Origin of the sequence: Gemmata palustris (genome assembly GCF_017939745.1) — a bacterium.
In the GTDB taxonomy this organism is placed as follows: domain Bacteria; phylum Planctomycetota; class Planctomycetia; order Gemmatales; family Gemmataceae; genus Gemmata; species Gemmata palustris.
Map to the genome: position 1 here is coordinate 503,393 of NZ_JAGKQQ010000002.1, position 24,451 is coordinate 527,843.

Below are 24,451 nucleotides of genomic sequence, written 5' to 3' on the forward strand. Positions count from 1 at the left end.
CCAAACCGCTCCGATGGGGAGCTTGGCAGGTCGATCGACTCGCGGTTGTGCGAAGAACCCAGTAAACCGATACCCCACCGACGGCCTCCTTCGCCGAACGACCACGCTCACCGGCCGGGCCGGGATCGCAACCGGCTACAGCGATGCGCGGCGAGCAACACCAAACCAATCACGTAGCCGGGTCCGGCGCCGCGGCGGGTTCGGCCTCTGCGACCCAGACTTGTGTCCCGACCGGCGCGTCCAACGGCTGCCAGTCCGGTAGCACCAACGCCCAGAACGGCGTCGGGTTGGCATGCACAGGGTTGAGGCACACGACCGTCGTCCGGCGGGCGCTCTCATCTGGCCGCCGCAGTTCCAGCGTGTCGCCGATGCGCAGCCCGTGATCGAGCTGACCGACGCTCGGGAAGAGGATCAGCCCGAGCCTCCGCACCGTGAAACTATCGCCCACCGTGAACGCGAAACGCCACACGCCACAGCGCCCTCCGGGACGGCCTAACATACGGCTGACCGGTCGCGGGAGCCGACTGAACGACAAACGAGCCGGGTAGTTTGCCGCTGTCAGGTTCAACGTCGGGTTCGGCCGTTGATGTTACTCCTTCCTCAACACCAAGTCCACCACCCAGCACCCGTGCAGGATCAGAACCCACGGCCCGGCGGGCGCCGGGTACCGTGGACCGGTGTCCAAGGTTTGTTTGGCTTGTTTGAGCTGTCAGACGAAATAGAATCGTCATTGGACACAGCGGCCGTTCTTCAGAAGCGGTTGTTGTGCCCCGATCGGGGGCGTTACCAGCACCCTCCGTCGCCCACGAGTGATACCGGGTGTCACTCGTGGGTAGAAGGCAAAGGAAAAGCCGCAAGCGATTGGGAAATAAGGCATTCGCCCTTGTAGCTCAGAGGATTGGGCAGCAGTTGCTGAAACGGTATTCGTTTCGTAGTACGGCCCTGCCGACCGGTTCCATACCGCTTTCGGGTGTGTTATCCTGGGGCTTCCTTCCGACCGAGAGCCGCCATGAGCGACACCGGCGACCGGCCCCCGACCGAAAACGCACCCGGACCCGCGCCCCTCGAAATCCCCCAACCGGAGGCGCGCTCCCGGTTCGCGCCCGGCGACCCGCTCCCCAATCTGGAAATGTGGGTACTCGAGCGGTGGCTCGGGGGCGGCGGGTTCGGCGAGGTCTGGCTCGCCCGGCACGAGCGCAAGGGCACGGCCGCCGTTAAGTTCTGCACCGACCCGACCGCCCGGCACCAACTCGTCACCCACGAACGGACCGTCGTCGCCCGCGTGATGAAACACGGCGACCACCCGAACATCGTCCCGCTACTGGAGTGCAACCTCAGCGGCGACATTCCGTGGCTCATGTACGAGTTCGTTGAGGGCGGTACGCTCGCCGAAGCGGTCGCGGAATGGAGCACGTTACCGCCCCCGCGCCGGCTCGGCCGGACCGTGCGCGTGCTGCACGTCATCGCCGGCGCGCTGGCCAAGTTCCACCAACTCGCCCCGCCGCTCGTCCACCGCGACCTGAAGCCGCAGAACGTGCTGATGTCGCGCGGCGTCCCGCGGATTACCGACTTCGGGATCGGCGGCGTGGCCGCGGAAGCGGCCCAATCCGAGCGCCCGGACGCCAACACCAGCATCCTGGCCCGCGTGCCGACGATGCTCCGGGCGATGGGGAGTTCGCGGTACGCCCCCCAGGAGCAACTCTTCGGGAGCCCGCCGAACCCGCGCGACGACGTGTTCGCGATCGGCGTACTCGCCTACCAGATGATGCTCAGCGACCTGACGGCCATTCCCGGTCCCGACGCGGCGGCCGAACTGCGCGCGCTGAAGATCCCCGTGGAACTGGCGTCGCTCATCGTGCGGAGCGTCGCCTTCGACCCGGAACGGCGCCCCAAGGACGCGGTCGAGTGGGAAGCCAAACTCGCGGCCGTGTTGCAGAAGAAAACGGTCGCGCGGCGCGCGCCCACCCAGCCCCCGGACGTGTCGCGCGACACCCCGACCGAGGAACTCGACATCCTCAGCGAATCGGGGAGCTCGAGTGGGACGAGCGGGTCCGTGGTGACGCAAATGCTCGACGTCCCCGCGCGGGGGCGCTGGTACTCGCGCCCGGCCGATAAATCCGCGGTCGAATGGCAGATCGTCGCAACCACGCCCGCCGAAGTGCGGATCGCGCCCGGCGAACTGTACCGGTTCTCGATCAAGTCCACCGCGACCGAAAAGGACGTGGCCGCGCTCGCGGTTCTGGGCGGGCTGCGCGCGCTCTATTATCTGAACCTCTCGTACTGTGCCGGGGTCACCGATAGCGGTTTGACGCGCCTCAAGGACTTCACGCACTTGCGGCAACTGTTCCTGCGGGCGTGCCCCAACATCACCGACGCCGGGTTGGTTCACCTCCACGGCCTCGCCCAGCTCCGCACGCTCGAACTGACCGACTGCCCGAAACTCACGACCGTCGCAATCGACGCCGTTCAAAAAGCACTTCCGAAGTGCAAGATCCAGCGCTGATCCCCCTGGGACCGCGGGCATCTTGCCCGCACTTCGCATTGACACAACGACCGCAGTTTGCCTAATGAGCCGCGCTCCCAGCCCCCTCGGAGGGAACGCCCATGTCGGCCCGGCTCGCTCTTCTCGCCGCGTTGCTATCAACCGCCACCGCATCGGCCCGGCCCCCGGCCCCTCCGTACTCAGCGCTCAAAGCCGCCGCCGCCATCGGTCGGGCCGACCGATTGTGCGACGAGAGCAGGTTCAATAAAGCCATCGAAGAGTGCGACACGGCCGTTCGCCTCGACCCACACAACGCAAAAGCGTTCCGCTTCCGCGGTTGGGCGCTCGTTCAGAAGGGCGACTGGCTCCGCGCCCTCCCCGATTGCGATCGGGCCATTCAACTCGACCCAACGGCCGCCCCGCCCCACTACACCCGTGCCCGAGCATGGGCCGAACTCGGGAAACTCGACAACGCTCTGAGGGACGTGGACGAAGCCCTTCGGTTGGCCCCTAAAGACGCCGTTGCACTCCAATTCAAGGGCGCCATTCACGGACGAAAGGGCGAAGTCGATACTGCACTCGAGTACCTGAGTGCGGCGATCAAAACCGAGCCGCGGTACGCGCCGAGCTACTCCGCGCGCGGCGCGCTCTGGTGTATGAAAAAGGAGTGGCGCAAAGCTATCGCGGACTGTGACGAGGCCATTCGCCTGAACCCGAACGACTCCGATGCCTTCTCGAACCGCGGCGGCGCCTGGAGCGAACTGGGCGAAATAGACAAGGCGATTCAGGATCTCAACGAAGCGATGCGCCTCAACCCGCGCCACACGGGAGCGGCCTATAACCGCGGACGCATTCGGGAGCAGCAGCACCCGGATCTGGCGCTCACGGACTACACCCAAGCACTCGCGCTCAACCCGAACCAGCCGGCGGTGCTGTTAAAGCGCGTCTCGCTCTGGTGGGCCAAAAAGGACTGGAAAAACGTCATCAGCGATCTCGACGCGGTGCTCCGGCTCACCTCCGGTCAAAACAACCGCTACCGGATGCCCGGGGACCTAATTGCCGCTCCAGAGGGCTTCGTTGCGGGCCAGGTTCCCCCCGAAGCCGAACTGTACCGGACGCGCGGGCAAGCGCGATTGGAAGCCGGTGATTTGAAGGGCGCGAAGACCGATCTCGAAACGGCCGTCCAACTCGACCCAATGGACACCACAACGCTGGCCGCACGGGCGCTCGTTCACCTCCGGCTCGGCGACCCGGATTCCGCACTCACGGATTACAACAAAATCCTGCTCATCAACCCGAAAGAGGCCCGCGCGTTCGTCGGGCGGGCCTCGGTGATGGTTCAAAAACAGCAGTGGGACAAAGTTCTGTCGGAGTGCGACGAGGCCATCAAACTCGACCCGAAAAATGCCGAGGCGTTCGCGCTGCGTGCGCCGCAGTGGATACTTCGAGGCGACATCGATCGCGCGCTCAAGGATCTCGACGAGGGCGTCAAACTCGATCCGAAAAACGTCTCCATCCTGTCGAACCGCGGGTGCGTGCTGCTCAACTTGGGGCGCTGGGAGCAGGCGCTCGCGGATCTCGACGCGGCCCTCGCGCTCAACCCGAGCGAGGGCACCGCCTTACACAACCGAATCGTCATTCGGGCGGCGTGCCCCGACGCCAAGTTCCGCGACGTGAACCGAGCGTATGCCGATGCGAAGCAATTGTGCGACATGACCGCGTGGAAGTCGGGAACCCCGCTGGACCTCCTGGCCTGCGTCTATGCCGAGTCCGGTCAGTTCACCGACGCGGTAAAGCTCCAAAAACGTGCCCTGGAAGACCCGAACTTTGCCACCGCGAGCGGGAACCCGGCTCGCGACCGGTTGAAGCTCTACGAGCAGAAGTTGCCGTTCCGCTTGCCCGAAAAGTGGAACCCGCCCGTCACTTCTCAACCCCGCTGAGCGGCCCGCCGCGCGCGAACAGTGCGTCCACGCGCCGGGTCACGGCGGGGTCCGCGTCCAGCGGCGGCGGCATGTGCGGCTTCAGGCGCGCGTCAATCACGAGCGGCCCGCGGCACCCCCAGTGCTTGCGGCGCGTGTGTGCGCCCACACCGTGGACGTCGTTTGCCGGGTCCGAGCGCGTGAACACCGCCCACAAGAAATTGGTCAGCGTGCGCGCAACGAACTCACTGTCATCGACCACGACAATAACCGGCAGGGGTTCCAGGTCCACGTTCCGCGTTCCGAGACGGGCACACAGTCGGACAATGTCAGGGTCTTCGTCGTCCGTTCCGCGCTCCGCACCCCGCGCTCCGCACTTCGGCCCCTTCAGGGCCAACACACCGGGCATCACGATGCGCGGGTCCGAGAACGCATCAGGAAGACTCAGATTCGCCGGTACTGTTGTCCCGAGCGTGCGCCGAACGGGACCGGCGGCAGCGATCACGAGTTTACTGCCCGAATTCAGCCCCGATCCCGCCGAGTAATCGAGCGTGTCGACGGTCGTCCGCGTTTGGAAGTGCAGGTCCGCTTCCGGGTCGAAGCGTTCGAGCAGGTGTCGCAAAAACGCACCGATGTCGTGAATATCGAGATCGGGGTTGTCTTCCTTCGCCACGATGAACAGGTACTTTGCCAGCGATAATTGCCCCTGTCCCAGAACCGCGTTCGCGAGCGTGAGCAGTTCCTGCGGGCGCCGGATACCGGCATAGGGAACGTACCGCTCCGAGCCGATCGCGAGCAACAGCGGGTGAACGCCCGCCGCGTCCACCGCGTGGACCGCGTGCAAACCGGGGATCACCGTGGGAATGACGGGTCCGGTCAATTCGTGGATCAGGTCGCCGAACGTGGTGTCTTCCTGTGGGGGGCGCCCGACCACCGTGAAGGGCCAGATCGCGCCGGGCCGGTGGTACACCGCGTCCACCGTCATGACGGGAAAGTCGTGCGTCAAACTGTAGTAACCGAGGTGGTCGCCGAACGGTCCCTCGGGCTTCGTTCGCGTCGGATCGATCCACCCCGAGATGACGAAATCGGCCCCCGCAGGAGGGGTGAGTTCGGGCGAACGGCCGGCGGCCGGCTGGTGAGAATTCCCGCGACTACCGACCGCGCGACCGCACCAGCCGGCTCACGCCGGCCGTTCGCCCGGATCATCGCTAACCTCCGCCCGCCCAGCGCGCCCGCAAACGCGAGTTCCGGCAACCCCTCGGGTAGCGGCATCACGGCCGCGACCGCCAGGGCGGGGGGGCCGCCCACGATCACGTTCACGCGCAAGCGTTCCCCGCGGCGCACAGCAGCGGCGTGATGAACACCGATACCGCGGTGGATCTGGTAGTGCAGTCCCACTTCGCGGTCCGGCTCGAACTCGTTGCCGCTCAACTGCACGCGGTACATCCCGAGATTCGATTTCATCCAGCCGGGGGCGTCCGGGTGCTCGGTGTACACTTGCGGGAGCGTCACGAACGCGCCGCCATCGAGCGGCCAGCACTTTAATTGCGGCAACTGCGAAACGGTCGTGGTGTGTTTGAGGATCGGGCCGGAGCGGACGAACTTCGGGCGCAAGCGCCACGCGAGGAGGGGCAAGTTCCAATACCGCCACGGGCGCTTGCGGGCGTTCGTCGGGTCGGTCTTCAGTTCAACGAGTTTGCGCACGCCCTCGAGTGCGTCGCGGAAGAGGAACTTCGCGCGATCGAGTGTGCCAAAGAGGTTCGACACCATCGGGAACGGCGAACCCTTCGTTCGCGCGAAGTAGATCGCCGGCCCGCCCGCGGCATAGACGCGCCGGTGGATCTCGGCCGCCTCCAGGTGCGGGTCGATTTCTTGCTCGATGCGGACGAGGTGCCCGGCGCGTTCCAGGTCGGCGACGGCGGCGGACAGATTTCGGTGACCCATCGGAACTCGGCTCGGAATTTGGCGCGGGGAGGGGCGGGTGAAGAACCGCGGCGGGGTTCCGCCGGATAACTACGAGAGTTCGCGCCGGGCGCTGACAATTCCTCCCGGTTACTAACGATTCCTGCCCATTTCAGAAGATTCCTGAACGGACCCCAACCGGACCCGTGTGTTTCCCAATCGGGCGTTTGGAACCGGCCCGGATCGGGCTTATGGTAGGGTATGAACCCGACCCCGGGTTTCGCCCACTTTGGTCGCGGACACCGCGAACCGACCTCCGCCTGGACCGTCAGTGACATTCTCACCGCCCAAAAAACCATTCCCGTTGTTCCCGATCGCCCTCGTGGTGGCCGCGGCGAGCGGGGCCGCGGTGTGCGTGACCGCAGCGCCCCCACCGGTCGCCGGGCCGCTCGTCGGGGCGCTCGTGCTGGCGGCCGCCGCTCTGGGGTGGTGGGCCAACCGCCCCGCCCCGCCCGCGCGCGCCGTGGTGAACGTCGGGCCGCACGATTCGCTCCCCGAGTCCGAAACGCGCCTCCGGCTCCTCGAGTCGGCCGTGGTCCACGCGCACGACGCGGTGGCCATCGTCGAGGCTCGCCCGGATAAGGGACCGGGCCGGTCCGTGATGTACGTGAACGAGGCGTTCTGCCGGCTCACCGGGTACTCGCGCGCCGACGTGATCGGGCGCTCGCTGTACATGCTCCGCGGCGCCGGGTCCGACCCCGACACGCTCGCGCGCCTCAGTTCCGCGATGAACGCGGGCACGCCGCTGCGCGTGGAGCTGCGCAACTACCGCAAGGACGGCACGCCCTTCTGGGTGGACCTGAGCGCGGTCCCGGTCCCGGACCCGGACGGCAACTTGTCCCACTGGGTGATGATCCAGCGCGACATCGACCGGCGGAAGTCGGCCGAGCGCCGGGCGCGCCAAACCGGCCAGCTGCTCCGCGCCATCATTGATGCGTTCCCCGGGCCGATCAGCGCCAAGGACCGGGACAGCCGGTACCTGGTGATGAACCAGTTCCAGGCCGAGCTCCTGGGCGTGACGCCCGAGGACGCCGTGGGCCGGACCGCGGCCGAACTGGTCGACGCGGCCTACGGCGCGATGACGGTGGAGCGGGACCGCGAGGTGATGTCCACGTGCCGCCCGATCCAGTACGAGGCGCGCTACCCGGCCCCGATCGGCGACGCGCGCCCGTGGCTGACGAGCAAGGCCCCGCTGTGGATGCCCGACGGGATCGACAGCGAGCCGGCCGGCGCCCGCGGCGTGGTCACCGTGGCGCTGGACATCTCCGCGCTCAAGACCGCCGAGGACGCGCTGCGCCGGAGCGAGGAGCGGTACCGGCAACTGTTCCGGGCGGTGCCGCACCCGGTGTTCGTTTACGACACCCAGACCCTCCGCATCCTCGCGGTCAACGAGGCCGCGATCCGCAAGTACGGGTACACCCGCGACGAGTTCCTGGCCCTCACGGTGCCCGACATTCGCCTCGCGGACGACGTGAACTACGCCTTCTCGTCGGCCACCGACAGCGGGCTGCCCGACGGCCCGCCCGCGCTCCGGCGCCACCGGACCCGCAGCGGCGCGCTCATCAACGTCGAGGTGTCGTCGTTCGCCCTGAGCCTGGAGGGGCGCGGGGTCAAGTTGGCCCTTGTTAACGACGTGACCGAGCGCTACAAGGCGGAAGAGGAACTGCGCCGCAGCGAAGAACTGTTCCGCGGGATCTTCGAGAGCACCTCCGCGGGCGTCTCGCTCACCAACGCCGAGGGCCTGTTCGTCTCGTGCAACCCGGCGTTCGCCGCCATGCTCGGGCGCACCGTCCCCGAGGTACTGAAGCTCACGCCCGCGAGCATCACGCACCCGGACGACCTGGCCGAACAACAGATCCTGATGGACGAGGTGCGCACCGGGGTCCGCGACCGGTTCAGTTACTCCAAGCGGTACCTCCGGCCCGACGGGCACATCGTCTGGGTCGAGCTCTCGTTCTCCGCGGTGCGCGACGCCGCGGGCGGGTACGAGTACGGCCTGGGCGTCTCGGTCAACGTCACCGAGCGCCGGCTCCTGGAGGACCAACTGCGCCAGGCCCAGAAGATGGAGGCCATCGGCCAGATGGCCGGGGGCGTGGCCCACGACTTCAACAACCTGCTCACGGCCGTGCTCGGGAACCTGTCCCTGGTGCGCCTGCCGGACCACGACCCGAACCGCTCCCTCCTGGGGGCCGTGGAACAGGCCGCGGCGCGCGCGGCCGACCTGACCCGCAAGCTCCTGGGCTACGCCCGCCGCAACCAGCTCGTGTTCGCCCCGGTCGAACCGCGCGAGGCGCTCGGCGAGGTGCTGGCGCTCCTCCGGCACACGGTGGACCCGCGCATTCACCTGGCACTCGAGGTCGACCCCGACTGCCCCGCGGTTCACGCCGACCCGACGCTACTCGTTCAGGCCATCATGAACCTGGGGCTGAACGCCCGCGACGCGATGCCCGACGGCGGGGCGCTCACGTTCACCGCCGAACCGGTTAACCTCCACGACGCCGACTCGTGCCCGGCCGGGTGGGACGACGTGCGCCCGGGCCGGTACGTCCGGCTCGCGGTTTCCGACACCGGCACCGGGATGACGCCCGAGGTGCAGGCCCGGCTGTTTGAACCGTTCTTCACGACCAAGGGGATCGGCAAGGGAACGGGCCTGGGCCTCCCGATGGTCCACGGCATCGTGAAGCAGCACCACGGGTGGATCGAGGTCCACTCCAACCCCGGCGCCGGAACCCGGATCGAACTGAACCTGCCGATGTCCGAAATGATGGCCACTCCGTCGCGCGCCCACGCGCGCACCCCGCTCCCGATTCCGATCCCGGCGCCGTTCCCAATGCTCACCCCGAGCGCGCCGGCGCGAACACCGATCGCGCCCGCCCCGGCGACCATCCTGTTGGTGGACGACGAGCAGATGATCCGCGACCTCGGCACCGCGGTCCTCACCCGCGCCGGGTACCGGATCATCACCGCCGAAGACGGTCAGGAAGCGGTCGAAGTGTTCGAGCGCGAGTGCGCGGACATCGCGCTCGTGATTCTGGACGTGACCATGCCGCGCATGTCGGGCAGCGACGCCTCGCGCCACATGATCCGCATCGACCCGGGCGTGCGCATCCTGTTCTCGACCGGGTACTCGGCCGACGATTTGGCCGAACTCGACGGGTCGCAGGGCCTGTTGAGCAAACCCTACCGGCCCCAGGAACTGGTCGCCGCCGTGCGCGCGGCACTCACGATCACGCCCCAACCCGTCGGTTAGTCCGGTTTCCGTTTCCCCGTGGCGGGCCGCGAGCGCCGGGGACCGCCCGCGCCCTTGCGGGCGCGGCTCGTGCAATCGCTGAAGTGCTCCGCCTCGTTCACCCCATCACGGCCCGGCAGCGCCCCAACAACCACGGCAATAGTGCGCCTTCCTGCCACCGGCGGAGCGCTTTGCCGGCCAGCACCGCGGCGTGGCGCGGGAGGCATTTCACCAGTCGGCGCCCGCGCACGTTCCGCCAGAACACCCGCTCCTCGTTACACGATTGGCGCTCCAGCGTTCGGCGCGACGGCTTTCGGCCGTAACTGCCCGACACCCGGTGCCACACCACCGCGGCCGGGTCGTACACGATCTCGAAGCCGAGCCGCCGGAGCCGGAACGACAGGTCCACGTCCTCGAAGTACGCGCCGAAGTGTTCGGGGAACCCGCCCGCGGCGAGCACCGCCTCGCGCCGGTAGAACGCGGCACACGCACTGGCACCAAAAACGTACTCGGGCGACCGGCCGGTGTGAGCCGGCCGGTGAGAGCCCGGACCGACGTGTGGTTCTGCACCCTCACCGGCCGGCTCACACCGACCGGTCGCCCAAACCGAGCCGTGCCCCCGCTTGGCGGCGAACCCGCCGAAATCGTACTCGTCGCCGGCGGTGTCGATGAGCGGCGGGAGCCCGCAGGCCCTGCGGTGCGGGTCGTTCTGGAGCACGAGCGGCGCGACCGCGGCCACACGCGCGTCCGCGAACCACGCGAGTGCGGAATCGGCCCACCCTTCGGTGACTTCCGCGTCGTCATTGAGCAGTTCCACGACCGGAGCCGAGGCCGCCGCGATGCCCGCGTTCGCCGCGACGCAGAACCCGCCCGCCCGCGCCCGGCGCACCACTTTGATTCCTGCAAACTCGGCGGCCGCGCGAGAGACAATCGCGTCGCGCGAACCGTCGTCCACGACGATCACTTCCGCCCCCGCGGGAGCGTACCGTGACACACTCGTGAGACATAGCCGGAGTAAATCGGGGCGCGAGTGCGAGGGGATGAGGATCGAGAGCGCGGAGCGCGGAGCGCGGAGCGCGGAATGAAGAGGAATCGGGTCGGGGGCTCGCGTGCCTGGGTTCCGCATTCCGCGCTCCGCACTAACTCGTTCGGCCGTCTTGTTCGGCGGCGATCGGGTGGAGGAACGACGCGGCGAAGCGGATGCGTTCGGCGGCCTCGTGCTCGCGCCCGGCGGCCACGTCCTCGACCAGCCGGCGCATTTGATCGAAACAGTGCGCGGCGTCCGTTTCGCCGCGCGCCTTCGCCCACAGGTGCCGCGCCCCGGCTTCCACCCACACCGCGCTGGAAAGGAGCCGCGCCTGCCACCCGGACCAGTGCCGGCGCGTGTACGTCAGGAGGGCGTGCCGGGTAACGAGGCGGAGCGGCGGCGGCACCCGGCGGGCGTGCAGCGGCCAGTGGTGCGTGACCTGCAGCGCCGGGTCGTACCGCACCTGCCACCCGCTCGCGGCCGCGCGCCGGCAGAAGTCCACGTCCTCGTAATAGAGGAAGAACGATTCGTCCAGGCCGTTGAGTTGCTCGAAGCACTCGCGGCGCACCAGCAGGCACCCACCGGTGGCCCACTCGACCGGGCTCTCGACGGTGCGATTGTTCACCTGGCACTTGCGCCGGGCGCGCGGGAGGCACAGGCCCGCGAGCGTGCGCCCGAGTGACGGGAACGGCCCGGTGGACGGTTGCGGCGAGCCGTCGCGGTTGAGGAGGCGGAAGCCGACCACGCCCACGTCGGCCGGCAGGTCCCCGCGGGCCGCGCGCCCGAGCACGTCGTCGAGGAACCCGTCGGGCACGGTGATGTCGGGGTTCAGCAGCAGCACCCACGGCCCGGCGCTCTGCCGGCACCCGCGGTTCACGGCCGCCGCGAAGCCCAGGTTGGCATCGTACCGGCGCACCGACACGCCCCGGAGCCGCGCGACGCGGTCCGCGAGCGGGTGCGCGGGCGAACCGTTATCGATGATCTGGATGTGGGCGGCGCCCGTGCGAACGACGGCCGCGCGCCGGAGCTGGCGCACGAGGCGGGCCGTGTTCTTCCACTGGCAGAAATTGACGACGACTACCGCGAGCTCGGTCACCGGCGGCGCGGGGGCGCGGCGCGGGGTGACGAGCGCGAGTTCGTGACCGGGTGCGGCCACGGGCGCGTGCGGCGAAGTGCCGTCTGGCGAGTGTGCCAGGGCCATGCGGGTTCCTTCCCTGTGCCGGCCGCGGGTCCGCCCGCGGTCGCACGATGATACGCACAGTACGAAACCCGATGCAAGCGCAACCTGCGCGGGGGCGCGGTTACGGCACCAAATCCGCAACGCGGACGGGCGCGTGCGGTGCGGCGAGGGGCGCAACCGCATCGTTCGGGCCGAACACCTGGCGCGAGGCGTACCCGTGGCCATGAGACTGTGTCGAATCCGGCTGCGGATCGCGAAAAACCAGTAATTGCCGGCCGCTCACGTCCACGACCCAGTAATCGGCGATCGCGCCCGCAGCGTACAGGCTCATCTTCTCCGTGGTATCGTACCGGAGCGAAGAATCCGAGACCTCCACAACGAGCGCGGCACTCGTCGGGTGCGTACTGGCACCGCGGGGCGAACCGGCAATCACCGCCAAGTCCGGTTCGGGGTCGGTCGTCTGTCCGAGAACGAGCGGCATCTGGTTACAGACGCGCCAGCCGGCGCCGAACGCGCCCCGCAGGGCGTTCTCGCTCAGTTCGAGCGCGATCCGGTGCGGTGGGTTCATCGGCCCCTCCTCCACGATCACCCCGTTAATGAGCATCGCCCGCCGGCCTTCAAACATGCCGAGGTCACCGAGATGGTGGAACTGATCGACCGTCCAGAGCAAATTGCGCGGAGGGCCAGTCAGAACCGGTGTCGTAATATTTGCTGGCATCATGCACGTTCTCCCTTCTGATCTCAAAATACCGTCATTCCAGCCCGAGAACGAGGTCAACGACCCAACACCCGCGGACGTGAGTTTGCTTGGTATCGCGGCAGTGATCGAGGAGCGCGGGTTCGTTGCAGCCCGCGTCTTGAAGTGCGTCCGCGAGAATCGGCATCGCGCTGAAGTCGCGCGACTCGTACATTCCGCGAGCCAGCGCTACGACGGTATCCGTGCGCCAGGATGGAGCGAAGGTGACGGGTTGGAACGGATTGCCCATCACGCAGCGGTACAAATCAGCGATACCCCGCATCTCCGCAATACGCGCGGCCTCCCACTCATCTGAACGCTCCGCACCGGCCAAGACAGCAACAGCATCCGAGACACTGTGGAGGACGTACACGGTCTCTTCGGCGTTGCCGTGGTTATGGCGAATGTCGTGACGCAACCGCGAAGCCGCCAGAGCCGCACAGAAGTGGTAACTGACGGGAGGGAATTGATCGTAAACAACCGCAGTCAAACTGGCCGTGCCCAGTTCGTCGCGGCTTATGTAGCCATCGGCGAAGAGTTCTGCCGCCTCTACCGCCGCTCGCGACTCGGGACGTTCCAAGAGATGCCAGACGCGCCGGACGCACGCCGCGCCGGTAAGGAAGAACTTGCGCCGACTCGCAGTGTCTTTCTGGGTCAAATATTCGAGGAGTGCCACTGGATTCGGGCACGAAAGCCAATCGGTTTCGGTTACGACCTGTCGGTGGTGATTGAACCACTGCCAATCGTCGGTTTCCCACGGTTCCAGTGGTGGGCTTCCGGTGTACATCGCGGCTACTGCTTCTCGGCGTTGGCGTTCTTCTTCGCTTTGGGCGGGCCGAGGATCTCTTGCAGCACGACCGCCATCGCGACGCCCTGGCCCGAGCCGAGGAGCGCGGTGAGGTTCTTGCCGAAGTTGGTCTTCGCGGTCGGGCGCGGGCGGTTGAAGAACCGAGTCACCTTCGTCGCCGGGGCGCCCGTGGAGGAACTCGGGCGCAGCACCTGCGCGACCGGCAACTCTTCGATCTGCCCGGCGATCGGGGCGGAGCGCGTCGGCGCTTGTGGGGACGTGCTGAACCCGGCCGCGGCGCTCGACGCGGCGGCGGTATCCGCCAGGTCCGCGACCACGCGGGACCGGGGGCGCTCCGTGGGCGGCTTGATCGGCTGAACCACCGGCGCGACCGGGGCCGACGAACCGGGTTGGGGCGGACTCGGGCTCGTCCCGGCCTTGCGCCGCAAGCGGTCGATCTCGGCGAGGAACCGGTCCATGTCCGAGTTCGCGGCCCGCACCGAACCGGTGCTTGTGCTCTCCGTGTTCGTGGACCGACTGGCGCGCGGCGAGGGCCGCTCCGCGCGCTCGTTGTCGCGCTCGTTCCGGGCGCGCTCCGTCCGCCCGGCGCGCTCGTACCGCTCGCGCTCGAGGCGGCGGGTGTTGCTCGCCTCCTGCATGTTGTTCAGGATCTTCGCCAGCGCCCCCACCGCGGTGGAGACGAGGACGAGGATGACCACGACCGCGAGAGCACCCATGACGAAATCCGCCCAACGGAGACGAGGAACGAACCCGTTTTACACCACCCCGGCCCGAGCGCTTACCGCCCGGACCCGCTCTGCCCCTCCGCGCCGCCGGTCATGGTCGCGATGTTGTTCCGCATGAGGGTGTCGGACTGCACGTTCTTCATGTTGTAAAAGTCCATCACGCCCAGGTTGCCCTTCTGGAAGGCCTCCGCGATGGCCTGCGGGACCTGGGCCTCGGCCTCGACGACCTTCGCCCGGTTCTCCTCGACGAGCGCCCGCATTTCCTGCTCGCGGGCCACGGCCGCGGCCCGGCGCTTTTCGGCCTCGGCCTGGGCCACCCGGAGGTCCGCGGCGGCTTGGTCGGCCTGGAGCTTCGCGCCGATGTTCTCGCCGACTTCGATGTGCGCGATGTCGATGGACACGATCTCGAACGCGGTCTGGGCGTCGAGGGCGTTGTGCAACACGGTCTGCGAGATCATGCCGGGGTTCGCGAGCACCTCCTTGTGGTCGTGGGCCGAGCCGATGGCCTTCACGATGCCCTCACCGACGCGGGCGATGATGGTTTCTTCGGTCGCCCCGCCGACCAGTCGCTCGAGCTTGGTGCGCACGGTCACGCGGGCCTTCGCGAGCAACTGGATCCCGTTGCGGCACACCGCGTCGAGGAACTGCTTGCCCTTGGCCGGGTCCGGGCAGTCGATGACCTTCGGGTTCACGCTCGTGCGGACGGCCTCGAGCACGTCGCGCCCGGCGAGGTCGATCGCCGCGGCCGTGCGCCACGGCAAATCGAGCCCGGCCTTGTGCGCCGCGATCACCGCGGTCGCGGTCTTCGGCACGTTCCCGCGTGCGAGGAAGTGACTTTCCAGTTCCCCGGTAGTGACGCGCACCCCGGCCTGCACGAGCGCGATCTTCTGGCGCACGATCATCGCGTAATCGACGTTCCGCAGTTTCATCCCGATCAGGCTGCCGATGCCGATGTCGGCCTTCGTCAACAGGGCCTGAATCCAGAGCCGGATGAAGCTGAAGAACAGGAAGAGGAACACCACGAAAATGAGGACCGCGACCAGCGCCACCACGATGATGATGATGCTGACGGTACTGACCTGGTTAGGCCCGCCCCCGTCCTTTACCGCGTCCTTGCCTTGGGCGAACAGAGCGAGCGCGGTCGAGAGCGTCGTCGAAAGCGTCACGGGTGTCGGTCCTTTCGGGTTCCGGGTGCGTCACAGCGACCCGGCGATTACGTTACTGTTTGTTACTGGTCATCAGTTTCGTCGTCGAAGTCGTCGCGCTTCGCTTTTTGAGCAGACAGACGGATCACGGCGAACGCGATCCCGGCCGCGCCCACGGGCACCGTAGCGCAGCAGACGAGGATCAAGATTTCCGGGCCGCCCAGTCCAAATATACCGAACATGCGTGGCCCCGAACCGCGGAGCAGTGTTTCGTACCGAACACCGGTTCGTGTCAAATCTTATCGAGACCGATGTCGAAGTCGTCGAAGTCGTCGCGCGGGCGCTTCGGCTCGTCGCGCTTGGGTTCGTCCGCCCGAGGGTCTTCGCTGCCCGGCGCGCCGGCTTTTGGTTGCGCGGACAGCCCGGCATCAGCGCACTCCACCTCCGAGACGTCCGGGGGCGTTTCCATCGCGCGGACGATCACCTGTCCGCGCCGCACCTCCACGCACCGCACCCACACGCCCGAGTCGAGCATCATGCCTTCCGTCATCGCGTCGATGCGGGTACCGTCGATCTCGACCGTACCGGAGGGCCGCAAGGGGGAAACCGTCTTCCCGACGCGCCCCTTGAGCGTGACCACTTCGGGCGCGGCCCCGATCGGCGACTCGGTCGGGACGTCGTCGAGCACCGTGTCGAGTGACATCCGGCGCCACGCCGCGACCGCGACGAACCCGGCCGCGGGCAGCCCGACCGCCAGCCCGCCGACCGCGACCACGGCCTCAACGGTCGTGCCATAGTACATGATGACGACGACACCCAGCGCGAAGAAAACCAGAGCGCCCACCACCAGAATGCCGCCGGTCGGCACCAGGATCTCGGCGCCGAGCAGCGCCACACCGAGGGCCATCAGAACGAGTGCAATGATCAGGTAGTCTTCCATGCGGAGCGTGCGTGTGGGTGTGATCGGGCCGACACATTCTGTCCGGTACCACGGGCAAGAGTATGAATATTCGGGCTGCAGAGAGACCCAATTGCGGCGCGCGTTCCCGAACACCGCCCGTGCCACCCGGCTCAGCCCGGGTTCGTAAGGCGCGGGGAACCACGTTCGTGTGATTCGTTCCCGCGCAACGCACCCCCGACCACAGGGCGCGTTCGCACTCACACTTCCTTGACGACGATCCGCGTCCCCTCGACCGCGATCACCTGGACCCGGGTGCCGGACGGGATGAACCCGCCGTCCGAAACCACGTCCACGAACTTCTCCCCGAACCGTACTACGCCCGCCGGCCGTAACGGGGTCGTGCTCGCGCCGATCGCGCCGAGGAGCTCCGCGGCCGCGCTCGCCCCGGGCAACTGTGATTCGACGGCGTTCGCCTGGTCGCTGGGCGGGTTCAGCATCATCCGGTTCGCGTAGGGCACTTGCGGCAGGAACCGCGCGATCACGAACGCCGCGACCATCGCGCCCATCATCGCGAACAGGTACGTGGAGATCCGCACCCCGAGCGGGACCGCCTCCTCCCAGGTCTGCGGAAAGCGCTCCAGCGTGACCAGTCCCAACCCGGCCAGCATGAACAACACGCCGCTGATCCCGCACACCCCGAACCCGGGCAGCACGAAGATTTCCAACCCGATCAGCACCAACCCGAGGAGGAACAGCAGCAGCGCGAGCACGAACATTTCGCCGCTGAACCGCGACTGCGACCAGAACACCATGATGAAGCACACGGCCGCGACGATCCCCGGTACGGTCAGCCCCGGCACCTTCAGTTCGAGGATCAACCCGATGAACCCGATCATCACGAGGATAACGGTCACCGCGGGGATGCGCAAGAACTCGGCGAACTTGTCGAGCCAGCCCGGGTCCGGGCTCTTCGCTTTACCCAAACCGTAAGCGCTGCACACCTCGTCCACGCTGGTCGTCGGGACCGTGAGCCGAGCCACGCCGAGTTCGGCCGCGAGGGTCGCGCTCAGTTCGAGCCGCTTGCCCGGTTGCTTCACGACCCGCCCCTGCTTCCACTGCCCGGGGCTGGCCTTCTGTTCGGTTTCAAATTCGGAGCGCGTCATGAGCTTCCGCTTGTTGCGGTTGTTGCCCTCGCCCTCGGCGCGGACGACCTCCAGGTCGCGGTTGAGCATCCCCTCGAACAGCACCCCGGGGTAGCCGCGCTGTTCGGCGAAGTCGCGCAGGCTCTGGCGCTCGGCGGCGACGGCGGACGGCTTCGCGCTCTTGGTGTAGCGCTCGAAGTTCCCAAAATCGGCCTCTTTCGCCTCGCCCTCGGCCCCCTTCGGCTTGGTCATCACGATCTCGGAGCACCCGAGCGCCACGACCGCGGCCGCGTCGGGCGCGGATTCCGGGACGAACCCGATGATGAGCAGGGCGTCGTCGCCGCTCTGCGCCTTCACGAGGTCGTCGGCCAGCCCGCGCGCCGCTTCCAGATCGGTCCCGCCGCAACTCAGGACCAGAATGAGAACGTTCCCCTTCCTCTTGCGCACGTCGCGAATGACGCGGTTCACGGACTCCTTCATCGCGCCGTCCACGTCCCCCTTGAGGGCCCACTGGTACGCATCGGGCGTGCGCCCGGCGAGCGGGTCGTCGCGGAGCGGCGGGAGCCCGAACAGTTCCGCGATCTCGCGCCGGTTCTCGGCGGTCCCGCTGGCCAGTTCGACGGCGCGCGCGACCGGGGCCGGGTAGCTCGCGACCTGGTTGTCCTGGACGCCGTTCACCGGCGCCGCCCCCACGACCTGCTTCAGCGAATCCGGGGTGTTCGCGTCCGCGTACCGGGGGGCGCCCTCTTTCGTTACGCCCTTCACCAGCGCCACGTTGGGGTCGAACATTTTCTGGACGATGGGCCAGCGGTCGTCGCGGTTGAACCGGGTCTTGTACGCGACCTGCTCGGACGCCTCCAACGGGGGCACGCCCTCGACCACGACGGGGCCGAGGGCGCCGGCCTTGCTCATCACCACCTCTTTACACGCGAGCACCGGGAGCACCGTGTGTCCGGTCACCGGCGCGTGAACGAAACCGATGGTCTTCACGCCCGCCATTTTGGGGCTGCTCAGGAACTTGGCGAGGTCGGAGCACGGGCCGAAGTTGGTGGTCGCCGCGGGCTTGCCGTCGGGGTTGAAGTCGAGCACCACGATCCACACGCGGCGCTCCTCGTTCTTCTCGTTGACGCGCGCGTTGATCTGGTTCTCGATCCGCGTGGCGACGTCGCTGGTGATCGGGTTCTGAACGGTCACGAACAGCGCACTGTTCGCGTCTTGCGCGCCCGCGACGGACCCGAACAGCGACACCAAAACGATGGCCGGGGCAACAATGCCCGTCCAGCGGCGCAGAGAGAAGAGCATTGGTAGTCGTTCCTTCAGAGTGCGCTCGGATGGTTCTCCACCCCCGCCCACTTGTTCAGATTATAACGCCGCAGCAGGCCGGGACCAAAGAACGTTCCGGGTACTCCGTCGCGCGGCCCCGCAAGCCGGCACACGCTTCGCATTCTCACTACCAAACGCTCGCGATGCACACACCCAATCGGGCCGGGGCACACAATTGAGGGCCGGTTGTGCCGAGTTTAGCGAGTTAATCTGCACAGTTTGAGTGAGATAACCCGATTCCCCGCCATCAAGGGGATTGAAGGAAGCAACAAGGCGGATTAACTTTATGGAAGATGGTGTAGATGGGGGTTTTAAGGGACCGGCGGGTTCGGCGGTGCCAGTGACGAGTCGGCCCGGGGGTGGCGTGACGAGTCGTTCCCCTTCACGGATCGAAGACGGAACGGCCGATCGGGGTAGCGTCATGCGCAGGGTGGTAATTTCCGGACTGGGCGTCGTTGCGCCCAACGGGGTCGGTAAAGACGCCTTTTGGCAGGCGTGCGTGGACGGGCACAGCGGCATCGGGCCGATCCGCTCGTTCGACGCCTCGAACCACCCAATCCGGGTGGCGGGCGAGGTGCTCGATTTCGACCCGGAACCGTTCATCCCGGACAAGTTCCGCAAATCGGTCAAGGTCATGGGCCGGGCCGCGAAGTTCGGCATCGGCGCCGCGGGGCTGGCCGTTTCGGACAGCGGACTCGACGTCGCCGGCATGGACCCGGAGCGGTTCGGCGTGGTGATGGGCACGGGCCTCGTGCCGATGGATTTGGGCGAACTCGCGCCGCTCCTCGCGCGCGCCTGCCAGGAAGACGGCGAGTTCGACGAGACGAAGCTCCCGGACCCGAACCGGACGGATTCGCCGCTGTTCCCGCTGTGGCTGCTGAAATACCTGCCGAACATGGTGGCGGCGCACATCTCGATGGCGTTCAACTGCCAGGGGCCGAACAACACGGTGGTGACCGCGTGCGTGGCCGGTACGCAGGCCGTGGGCGAGGGGTACCGGCTCGTGGCCCGGGGCGACGCGGACGTGATGCTGTGCGGCGGGGCGGACAGTCGGATCGACCCGCTCATGCTCCTCGCGTACACCGCACTGGGCACGCTCAGCAAATCGAACGGGCGCGCGCCGGAGGAGCGCTCGCGCCCTTTCGACCGGCTCCGTGACGGGTTCGTGATTAGCGAAGGCGCCGCGGTCCTGGTGCTCGAAGAGTACGAGCGGGCGAAGGCCCGGAACGCACCGATCTACGCGGAAGTGAAGGGTTGGGGCAGCACGTTCGATGCGTACTCCGTGACGAAGCCGGACCCGGAAGGGCGCGGCGGCGCGCGGGCGATCCAGTCGGCCCTGACGGAAGCGGAAGTGGACTTCCGCGACGTCGGGTACATCAACGCCCACGGCACCAGCACGAAGCTGAACGACCTGATGGAAACGGCGGCCGTGAAGCGCGTGTTCGGCGAGCACGCCAGGAGAGTTCAGCTCTCCTCGATCAAGTCCATGATCGGACACTCCATCGGCGCGAGTGGCGCGATTGAAGCGGCTGCGCTGGCGATGAGCTTAAAGACGCAGGTGTACCCGCCGACGATCAACCTGACGAACCCGGACCCGGCGTGCGACCTGGACTACATCCCGAACACCGCCCGCGAAGCGAAAGTGAAGTACGGCCTGTCCACGAGCTTCGGCTTCGGCGGACAGAACGGCGCGCTGGTGATGGCCGCGGTGTAGCAGAATCGCTCGGTTGAGCGGCCCTCTGCTCAAGGCCGCTCAGCGCCCTTCCCTACTTCACCAACCGCCCACGTCCCCGTGCCGAGCGCGTGTTTGTCCACATACACGACAGCCACGCACAGCTCCTTCCCAGCGATCGCGAGTCGAGCCGTCTGGGTGTAGTAAGCCGTACACTCCCGGCGCGACGCGATCACCCGCGCCGGTTCGATTAGCGGGAAAACCACCTGCTCCCCGGTGGCCTTTTGCTGGAGCAGGTTCTTCACGATCGTGATGTCATCGCGGCACTCTTCAAAACGAACCGGACTGGCCACACCAGTCCGCGGCACCAATCCACAAATAGTTGTTCGTTGACTGGCACCGGCGCCGTTCGCACAATCACCACATCCCCGACCGCGATCCCCTCGGTAGTGCCGATGCCGTTCAACCCGCGCGTGTTCTTCCGCAAGGCGCACCGTTGGGGCGCGATCGTCGTCGCGGTCCCGCTCTTCCTGGTGCTCACCACCGGGGTGTTGCTCCAGCTCCGAAAAGAGATTTCGTGGGTGCAACCGCCCACGAATAAGGGCAAAGGGAAACAACCGACGGTGTCGATGGACGCGATCCTCGCCGCGGCGAAGTCGGTGCCCGAAGCGGGCGTGTCGTCGTGGGCGGACATCGACCGCGTGGACGTGCGCCCCAAAGACGGCATCGTGAAGGTGCAGTGCAAATCGCGCTGGGAAGTGCAGGTCGATTTCCAGACGGGCGAGGTGCTCCAGTCCGCGTACCGGCGCCAGGAACTGCTTGTGGACTTGCATGAGGGGAGCTGGTTCGCGGAGTCCGTGCGCCTGTACGTGTTCCTCCCGGCCGCGGTGATCGTGATCGGGCTGTGGGCGACGGGAATGTACCTGTTCGTGCTCCCCCTTGCTGTAAGATGGCGAAAGAAATCCCCGCCCCCGCCCACCTCACCCGCATGACCGCACTCCGCCGGTTCCTGGTCGTTCAGCTCCTCCTGCTCTGGCAGGGCGGGTTCCTGTTCTACACCGCGTGCGTGGTCCCCATCGGGACGCGCGTCCTCGGTTCGGGCGCGGCACAGGGCGCAATCACCGCCCGCGTAACGGACGTGCTGAACGTCATCGGCGCGGTCGCGCTCGCGGGACTGGCACTCGACTTGATCTTCGCGCGCGATCCCGCCCGGCGCCGGACCGTGTACCGGTGGGTCGCCTGGGGAGTCGCGCTCGCGTGTCAGGTGGGGCTGTTCTACCTGCACCTGCGGTTGGAATCGTACATGGACGAAGAGCGGCGGTTCGTCATGGTCCTGCCGCCGTTCTACCCGACGCACCGCGTCTACTTGTGGACGAGCACCGTGCAGTGGGCCGCGTGCCTGTTATTGACGTGGGGAACGTTACGAGCGTGGCACGCCGAAGCCGGAGGGCAAAAGTAAGGAAGCGGAATGTTGCACCGGGCGGAAGTAGTGCTCTTCGCCCCGGAGGGGCCGACTTTCGTAGCACAGGGCGGGAGCCCGGTGCGTGCTGTGTGCTTCCCCGCGCCTACTTCTGCTCCACCAACTCCTCGATGCTCGCGGACTCGATGCGAATGAGGCCGCTCTTGACCTCGACGCGGAGTTCGGTGGCGCGCAGCCCGGCGTCCGAAGTGCTGCCGAGGAGTTGGCGGTTGAACCAGACCGTCAGCGTGTCGCCGGCGCGCGCGTACTTCAGTTGCACATACGGCGATAGCCCGTCGTCCGCGCGGTCTTTCGCGGTCGGCAGCGGCACGGCGGAACCCACCGGCTCGAACGCCCCCGTCGGCCCCGCCCGCTTACCGAACGCGGCCCCCGTAACGCGGTCCAAGCGCACGAGCCACTGCGCCGCGGACGCGGGCGGACCGTCGGCCGTGGCGAGCACCAGGTCCACGGCCGCGACCTCGTGCGGGCACAGGTCCAGCGCGACGCTGAAGTTCGGTAGCTCTGGTAACGCGCGCGTCACCGTCCCGCGCCCGGTCAGAACGGACTTCTTCTCCCCGTCCAGCTCGATGTCCAGGTTCTTTCCGCTCCAGGGGAGCACGGTCTTGCCGTCGAAGAGTGCGTGCTGCGCTCCGGCAACGTAGGTCGCGGGCGCTTTCGCGGGTGCGGTTTCCGGGGGCCGATTGAACGCCCCGGTAAGAACCGCCACCCCCGCGGCAGCGCTGAGAAGGAACACCCCAGCGGCCCCCGCGAAGACCCAGCGCTTGCGCTTCGGGCGCGGGCTCGGTGCCGGCACGTCGGGGGCGGGAGCCGGGACCGCGCGCGCGGCCGGGAACCCGGCCCCACTGAACGAACCATCGAGGCACGGCAGTGCATCGATGCGCGCGATCAAGTCCTTGTAACTGGCCGGGCGGTCCTTTGCGTCGGGCGCCATCAGTGCGGCCACGAGTTCTACCGTTGACTCGGAAATCGGCTCCGGGAGGCGCGGCGGCGGCCCGGACTTCTGAGCCATCACGTCGAACACGGTAAGGCCGTCGAACGGGATGCGGCCCGCGAGGACGTGAAATAGCGTCACGCCGAGCGAGTACATATCGGCCAGCGCGTCCACCGGTCCGCCGCGGAACTGTTCCGGCGCCATGTACACCGGCGTGCCGAGGATGAGGCCCGCCGTGGTCCGCGCGGATTCGGCCTCGTCCGGGCCGCGCTGCGTGAGCGCGAGCCCGAAATCGGTCACCTTTACCATCGGCACCCCGGCCGGGAGCGGGAACCCCGTCGGCGGCGGCACCAGGAACAGGTTCGCGGGCTTCACGTCGCGGTGAATCACCCCGTGCCGGGCCGCGTGGTCGAGCGCCGCGGCCGTCTGGCGCGCGACCAGCCACGCGGTGCGCTCGTCGAGCGGGCCGTCGCGCGCGAGGCGCTGACTCAGGTCTTCGCCGTCGAGCAACTCCATCGCGAAGAACGCGCGCCCCTCCGTGTGCCCGCAGTCGTACACGGCGACGATGTTCGGGTGCTGCAACCGGGCCAGGGACACCGCTTCCTGCTCGAACCGGGCGATCACGTCGTTCGTGGTTCCGCGCGCCATCAGGACCGTTTTCAGCGCGACGACGCGGTTCAGTTTCTTCTGCACGGCGCGGTACACGATCCCGCACGCGCCGGTGCCGAGCGTGCCCTGCAACTCGTACCCCGGGACGGAATCCAGCGGCACGAACGCCGACTCCTCCGCCGAGGAATCGAGGAGGTGGTTCGACGCGGACACGACCGTCTCGGTGAGCGGGCGCGGCGCCGGCGGGGAAACGGACAGGGGCGGCTCGGAGCTCGAAATGATGGTCGCGAGGTGCGGGAACGTCAGGTCCGGTACGGTTTCCGCGGTCACCCACGTCCGCCGATCGCGGCTGACGCGGTCGGTGGGGCGCAGCGCCCCGGCGGCGGCGCGGGTGCGCAACTCGCTCTCGGAAAGGGGGCCGTCCGTTCGGCCGCCCGCATCAATGTACCACTCGTTCGCCATGCGAGAAGATTACCCACCAGGTCCGTCGGCCGGGTCCGCGCGTGCGGGCGATGTCACTTCTTGCCGTTTAACTTATCCAGTCGGGCGAGAAGTGATTGGACCGAGGGCCGGTCCGTCGTGTCCTCGCCGACAAAGGCGAAGACCGCGTTCCCCTTCTTGTCCAGAATGTACGTCGAGGGCTTCGCGAGATCGCCCTTAATTCCGAGCGCGTTGACCGCCTTCAGGTCCGTATCGAGGAGCAGCGCGAACGGCACGTTCGGGCTCCCACTCTCCCCATCAACCTTGCCGTCGTGGAGGAACTGCGGCAACTTGTCTTTCGGGCCGGGGAACACCATCAGGATCTCCGCGTCTCGCTTCTTGAACTCGTCGTAGTTGGCGGTCAGCGCGTTGACTTGCGCGAGGCACCCGGGGCAGAACAGCCCGCCGGGGTACCGGGGCATCCCCTTCACCACGACCAGAACCACGTTCGATTTACCGCGGAACGACGCGAGATCGACGTCCTTGCCGTTCGTATCGACGAACTGGAGCGGCATGCTCTCGCCGGACACGGTCCGGTTCGGCTCCTTGTTGTGGAACCGGCCCGCGACCGCCTTCAGGTCCGGCGGGCCGTACATTGGCGCGGGCAGGTCCGACGAACCGCCGCACCCGGCGAGGGCGGCGAGAAGCGCGAACAGTCCGGCGGCGGTGAGGGAGCGCATATCGACCCCGAAACGATGAG

Annotated in this window: 19 protein-coding genes and 1 pseudogene; 6 read left to right on the forward strand and 14 right to left on the reverse strand. The window is 67.5% G+C overall.

Annotated elements, in window-relative coordinates; all coding sequences use genetic code 11:
* Positions 1-169: 169 nt before the first annotated feature.
* On the reverse strand, positions 170-469 hold the full coding sequence (locus J8F10_RS36495; RefSeq protein ID WP_210663102.1) for a hypothetical protein: 300 nt from the start codon (positions 467-469) through the stop codon (positions 170-172).
* Between the two features lie 540 nt (positions 470-1,009).
* Between J8F10_RS36495 and J8F10_RS36500 the strand changes: the two genes are divergently transcribed.
* Positions 1,010-2,503 (forward strand): protein kinase domain-containing protein, encoded by a 1,494-nt coding sequence (locus J8F10_RS36500; protein ID WP_210663105.1) that lies wholly within the window; start codon positions 1,010-1,012, stop codon positions 2,501-2,503.
* A gap of 101 nt (positions 2,504-2,604) precedes the next feature.
* On the forward strand, positions 2,605-4,422 hold the full coding sequence (locus J8F10_RS36505) for a tetratricopeptide repeat protein (protein WP_210663107.1): 1,818 nt from the start codon (positions 2,605-2,607) through the stop codon (positions 4,420-4,422).
* Here J8F10_RS36505 and J8F10_RS41045 read toward each other — a convergent pair.
* Positions 4,403-6,345: pseudogene (locus tag J8F10_RS41045) on the reverse strand (UbiD family decarboxylase). The gene J8F10_RS36505 and the pseudogene J8F10_RS41045 overlap by 20 nt on opposite strands.
* A gap of 289 nt (positions 6,346-6,634) precedes the next feature.
* On the opposite strand from J8F10_RS41045, the gene J8F10_RS36515 reads away from it, so the two are divergent.
* The gene (locus tag J8F10_RS36515; protein WP_210663109.1) at positions 6,635-9,613 is read left to right on the forward strand and encodes a PAS domain-containing hybrid sensor histidine kinase/response regulator; all 2,979 of its coding nucleotides are present in this window, start codon (positions 6,635-6,637) and stop codon (positions 9,611-9,613) included.
* Between the two features lie 97 nt (positions 9,614-9,710).
* On the opposite strand, the gene J8F10_RS36520 is transcribed toward J8F10_RS36515, so the two are convergent.
* The 9 genes from J8F10_RS36520 to J8F10_RS36560 all read right to left on the reverse strand — a co-directional run bounded on the left by J8F10_RS36520 (position 9,711) and on the right by J8F10_RS36560 (position 18,558).
* Positions 9,711-10,718, reverse strand: a complete 1,008-nt coding sequence (locus J8F10_RS36520; RefSeq protein WP_210663111.1) for a glycosyltransferase family 2 protein — start codon at positions 10,716-10,718, stop codon at positions 9,711-9,713.
* A gap of 13 nt (positions 10,719-10,731) precedes the next feature.
* Positions 10,732-11,820: a glycosyltransferase family 2 protein gene (locus tag J8F10_RS36525; protein ID WP_210663113.1), complete on the reverse strand. Its 1,089-nt coding sequence runs from the start codon at positions 11,818-11,820 to the stop codon at positions 10,732-10,734.
* A 100-nt stretch (positions 11,821-11,920) separates the two neighbouring features.
* Positions 11,921-12,520, reverse strand: a complete 600-nt coding sequence (locus J8F10_RS36530) for a Uma2 family endonuclease (RefSeq protein WP_246524778.1) — start codon at positions 12,518-12,520, stop codon at positions 11,921-11,923.
* Between the two features lie 31 nt (positions 12,521-12,551).
* Entirely contained in the window at positions 12,552-12,818 is a 267-nt protein-coding gene (locus J8F10_RS36535) for a hypothetical protein (protein ID WP_210663115.1), read from the reverse strand.
* 509 nt (positions 12,819-13,327) lie between these two features.
* Complete coding sequence (locus J8F10_RS36540; RefSeq protein WP_210663117.1) at positions 13,328-14,059, reverse strand: hypothetical protein; 732 nt, start codon at positions 14,057-14,059, stop codon at positions 13,328-13,330.
* 62 nt (positions 14,060-14,121) lie between these two features.
* Positions 14,122-15,234 carry a flotillin-like protein FloA gene (floA, locus tag J8F10_RS36545; RefSeq protein WP_315854261.1) on the reverse strand — a complete coding sequence of 371 codons (1,113 nt, stop codon included), beginning with the start codon at positions 15,232-15,234 and terminating at the stop codon, positions 14,122-14,124.
* Between the two features lie 62 nt (positions 15,235-15,296).
* Positions 15,297-15,455 (reverse strand): hypothetical protein, encoded by a 159-nt coding sequence (locus J8F10_RS36550; RefSeq protein ID WP_210663120.1) that lies wholly within the window; start codon positions 15,453-15,455, stop codon positions 15,297-15,299.
* Positions 15,456-15,505: 50 nt separating this feature from the next.
* Positions 15,506-16,153 (reverse strand): NfeD family protein, encoded by a 648-nt coding sequence (locus J8F10_RS36555; RefSeq protein WP_210663122.1) that lies wholly within the window; start codon positions 16,151-16,153, stop codon positions 15,506-15,508.
* A 218-nt stretch (positions 16,154-16,371) separates the two neighbouring features.
* Entirely contained in the window at positions 16,372-18,558 is a 2,187-nt protein-coding gene (locus tag J8F10_RS36560; RefSeq protein ID WP_210663124.1) for an NfeD family protein, read from the reverse strand.
* 442 nt (positions 18,559-19,000) lie between these two features.
* Here J8F10_RS36560 and J8F10_RS36565 point away from each other — a divergent pair, with 442 nt between their 5' ends.
* Complete coding sequence (locus J8F10_RS36565) at positions 19,001-20,293, forward strand: beta-ketoacyl-[acyl-carrier-protein] synthase family protein (RefSeq protein ID WP_210663125.1); 1,293 nt, start codon at positions 19,001-19,003, stop codon at positions 20,291-20,293.
* Positions 20,294-20,322: 29 nt separating this feature from the next.
* Here the strand turns inward: J8F10_RS36565 and J8F10_RS36570 are convergent, their stop codons facing one another.
* Positions 20,323-20,604, reverse strand: coding sequence for a hypothetical protein (locus J8F10_RS36570; protein ID WP_210663127.1), 282 nt, complete (start codon positions 20,602-20,604; stop codon positions 20,323-20,325).
* 102 nt (positions 20,605-20,706) lie between these two features.
* On the opposite strand from J8F10_RS36570, the gene J8F10_RS36575 reads away from it, so the two are divergent.
* Both J8F10_RS36575 and J8F10_RS36580 read left to right on the forward strand, forming a co-directional pair.
* Complete coding sequence (locus J8F10_RS36575) at positions 20,707-21,243, forward strand: PepSY-associated TM helix domain-containing protein (protein ID WP_210663129.1); 537 nt, start codon at positions 20,707-20,709, stop codon at positions 21,241-21,243.
* Complete coding sequence (locus J8F10_RS36580; RefSeq protein ID WP_210663131.1) at positions 21,240-21,710, forward strand: DUF4149 domain-containing protein; 471 nt, start codon at positions 21,240-21,242, stop codon at positions 21,708-21,710. Before J8F10_RS36575 ends, J8F10_RS36580 begins: the two co-directional genes overlap by 4 nt.
* Positions 21,711-21,816: 106 nt before the next feature.
* Here the strand turns inward: J8F10_RS36580 and J8F10_RS36585 are convergent, their stop codons facing one another.
* On the reverse strand, positions 21,817-23,733 hold the full coding sequence (locus J8F10_RS36585; protein ID WP_210663133.1) for a protein kinase domain-containing protein: 1,917 nt from the start codon (positions 23,731-23,733) through the stop codon (positions 21,817-21,819).
* A 53-nt stretch (positions 23,734-23,786) separates the two neighbouring features.
* Complete coding sequence (locus J8F10_RS36590) at positions 23,787-24,431, reverse strand: peroxiredoxin family protein (protein WP_210663135.1); 645 nt, start codon at positions 24,429-24,431, stop codon at positions 23,787-23,789.
* Positions 24,432-24,451 lie beyond the last annotated feature (20 nt).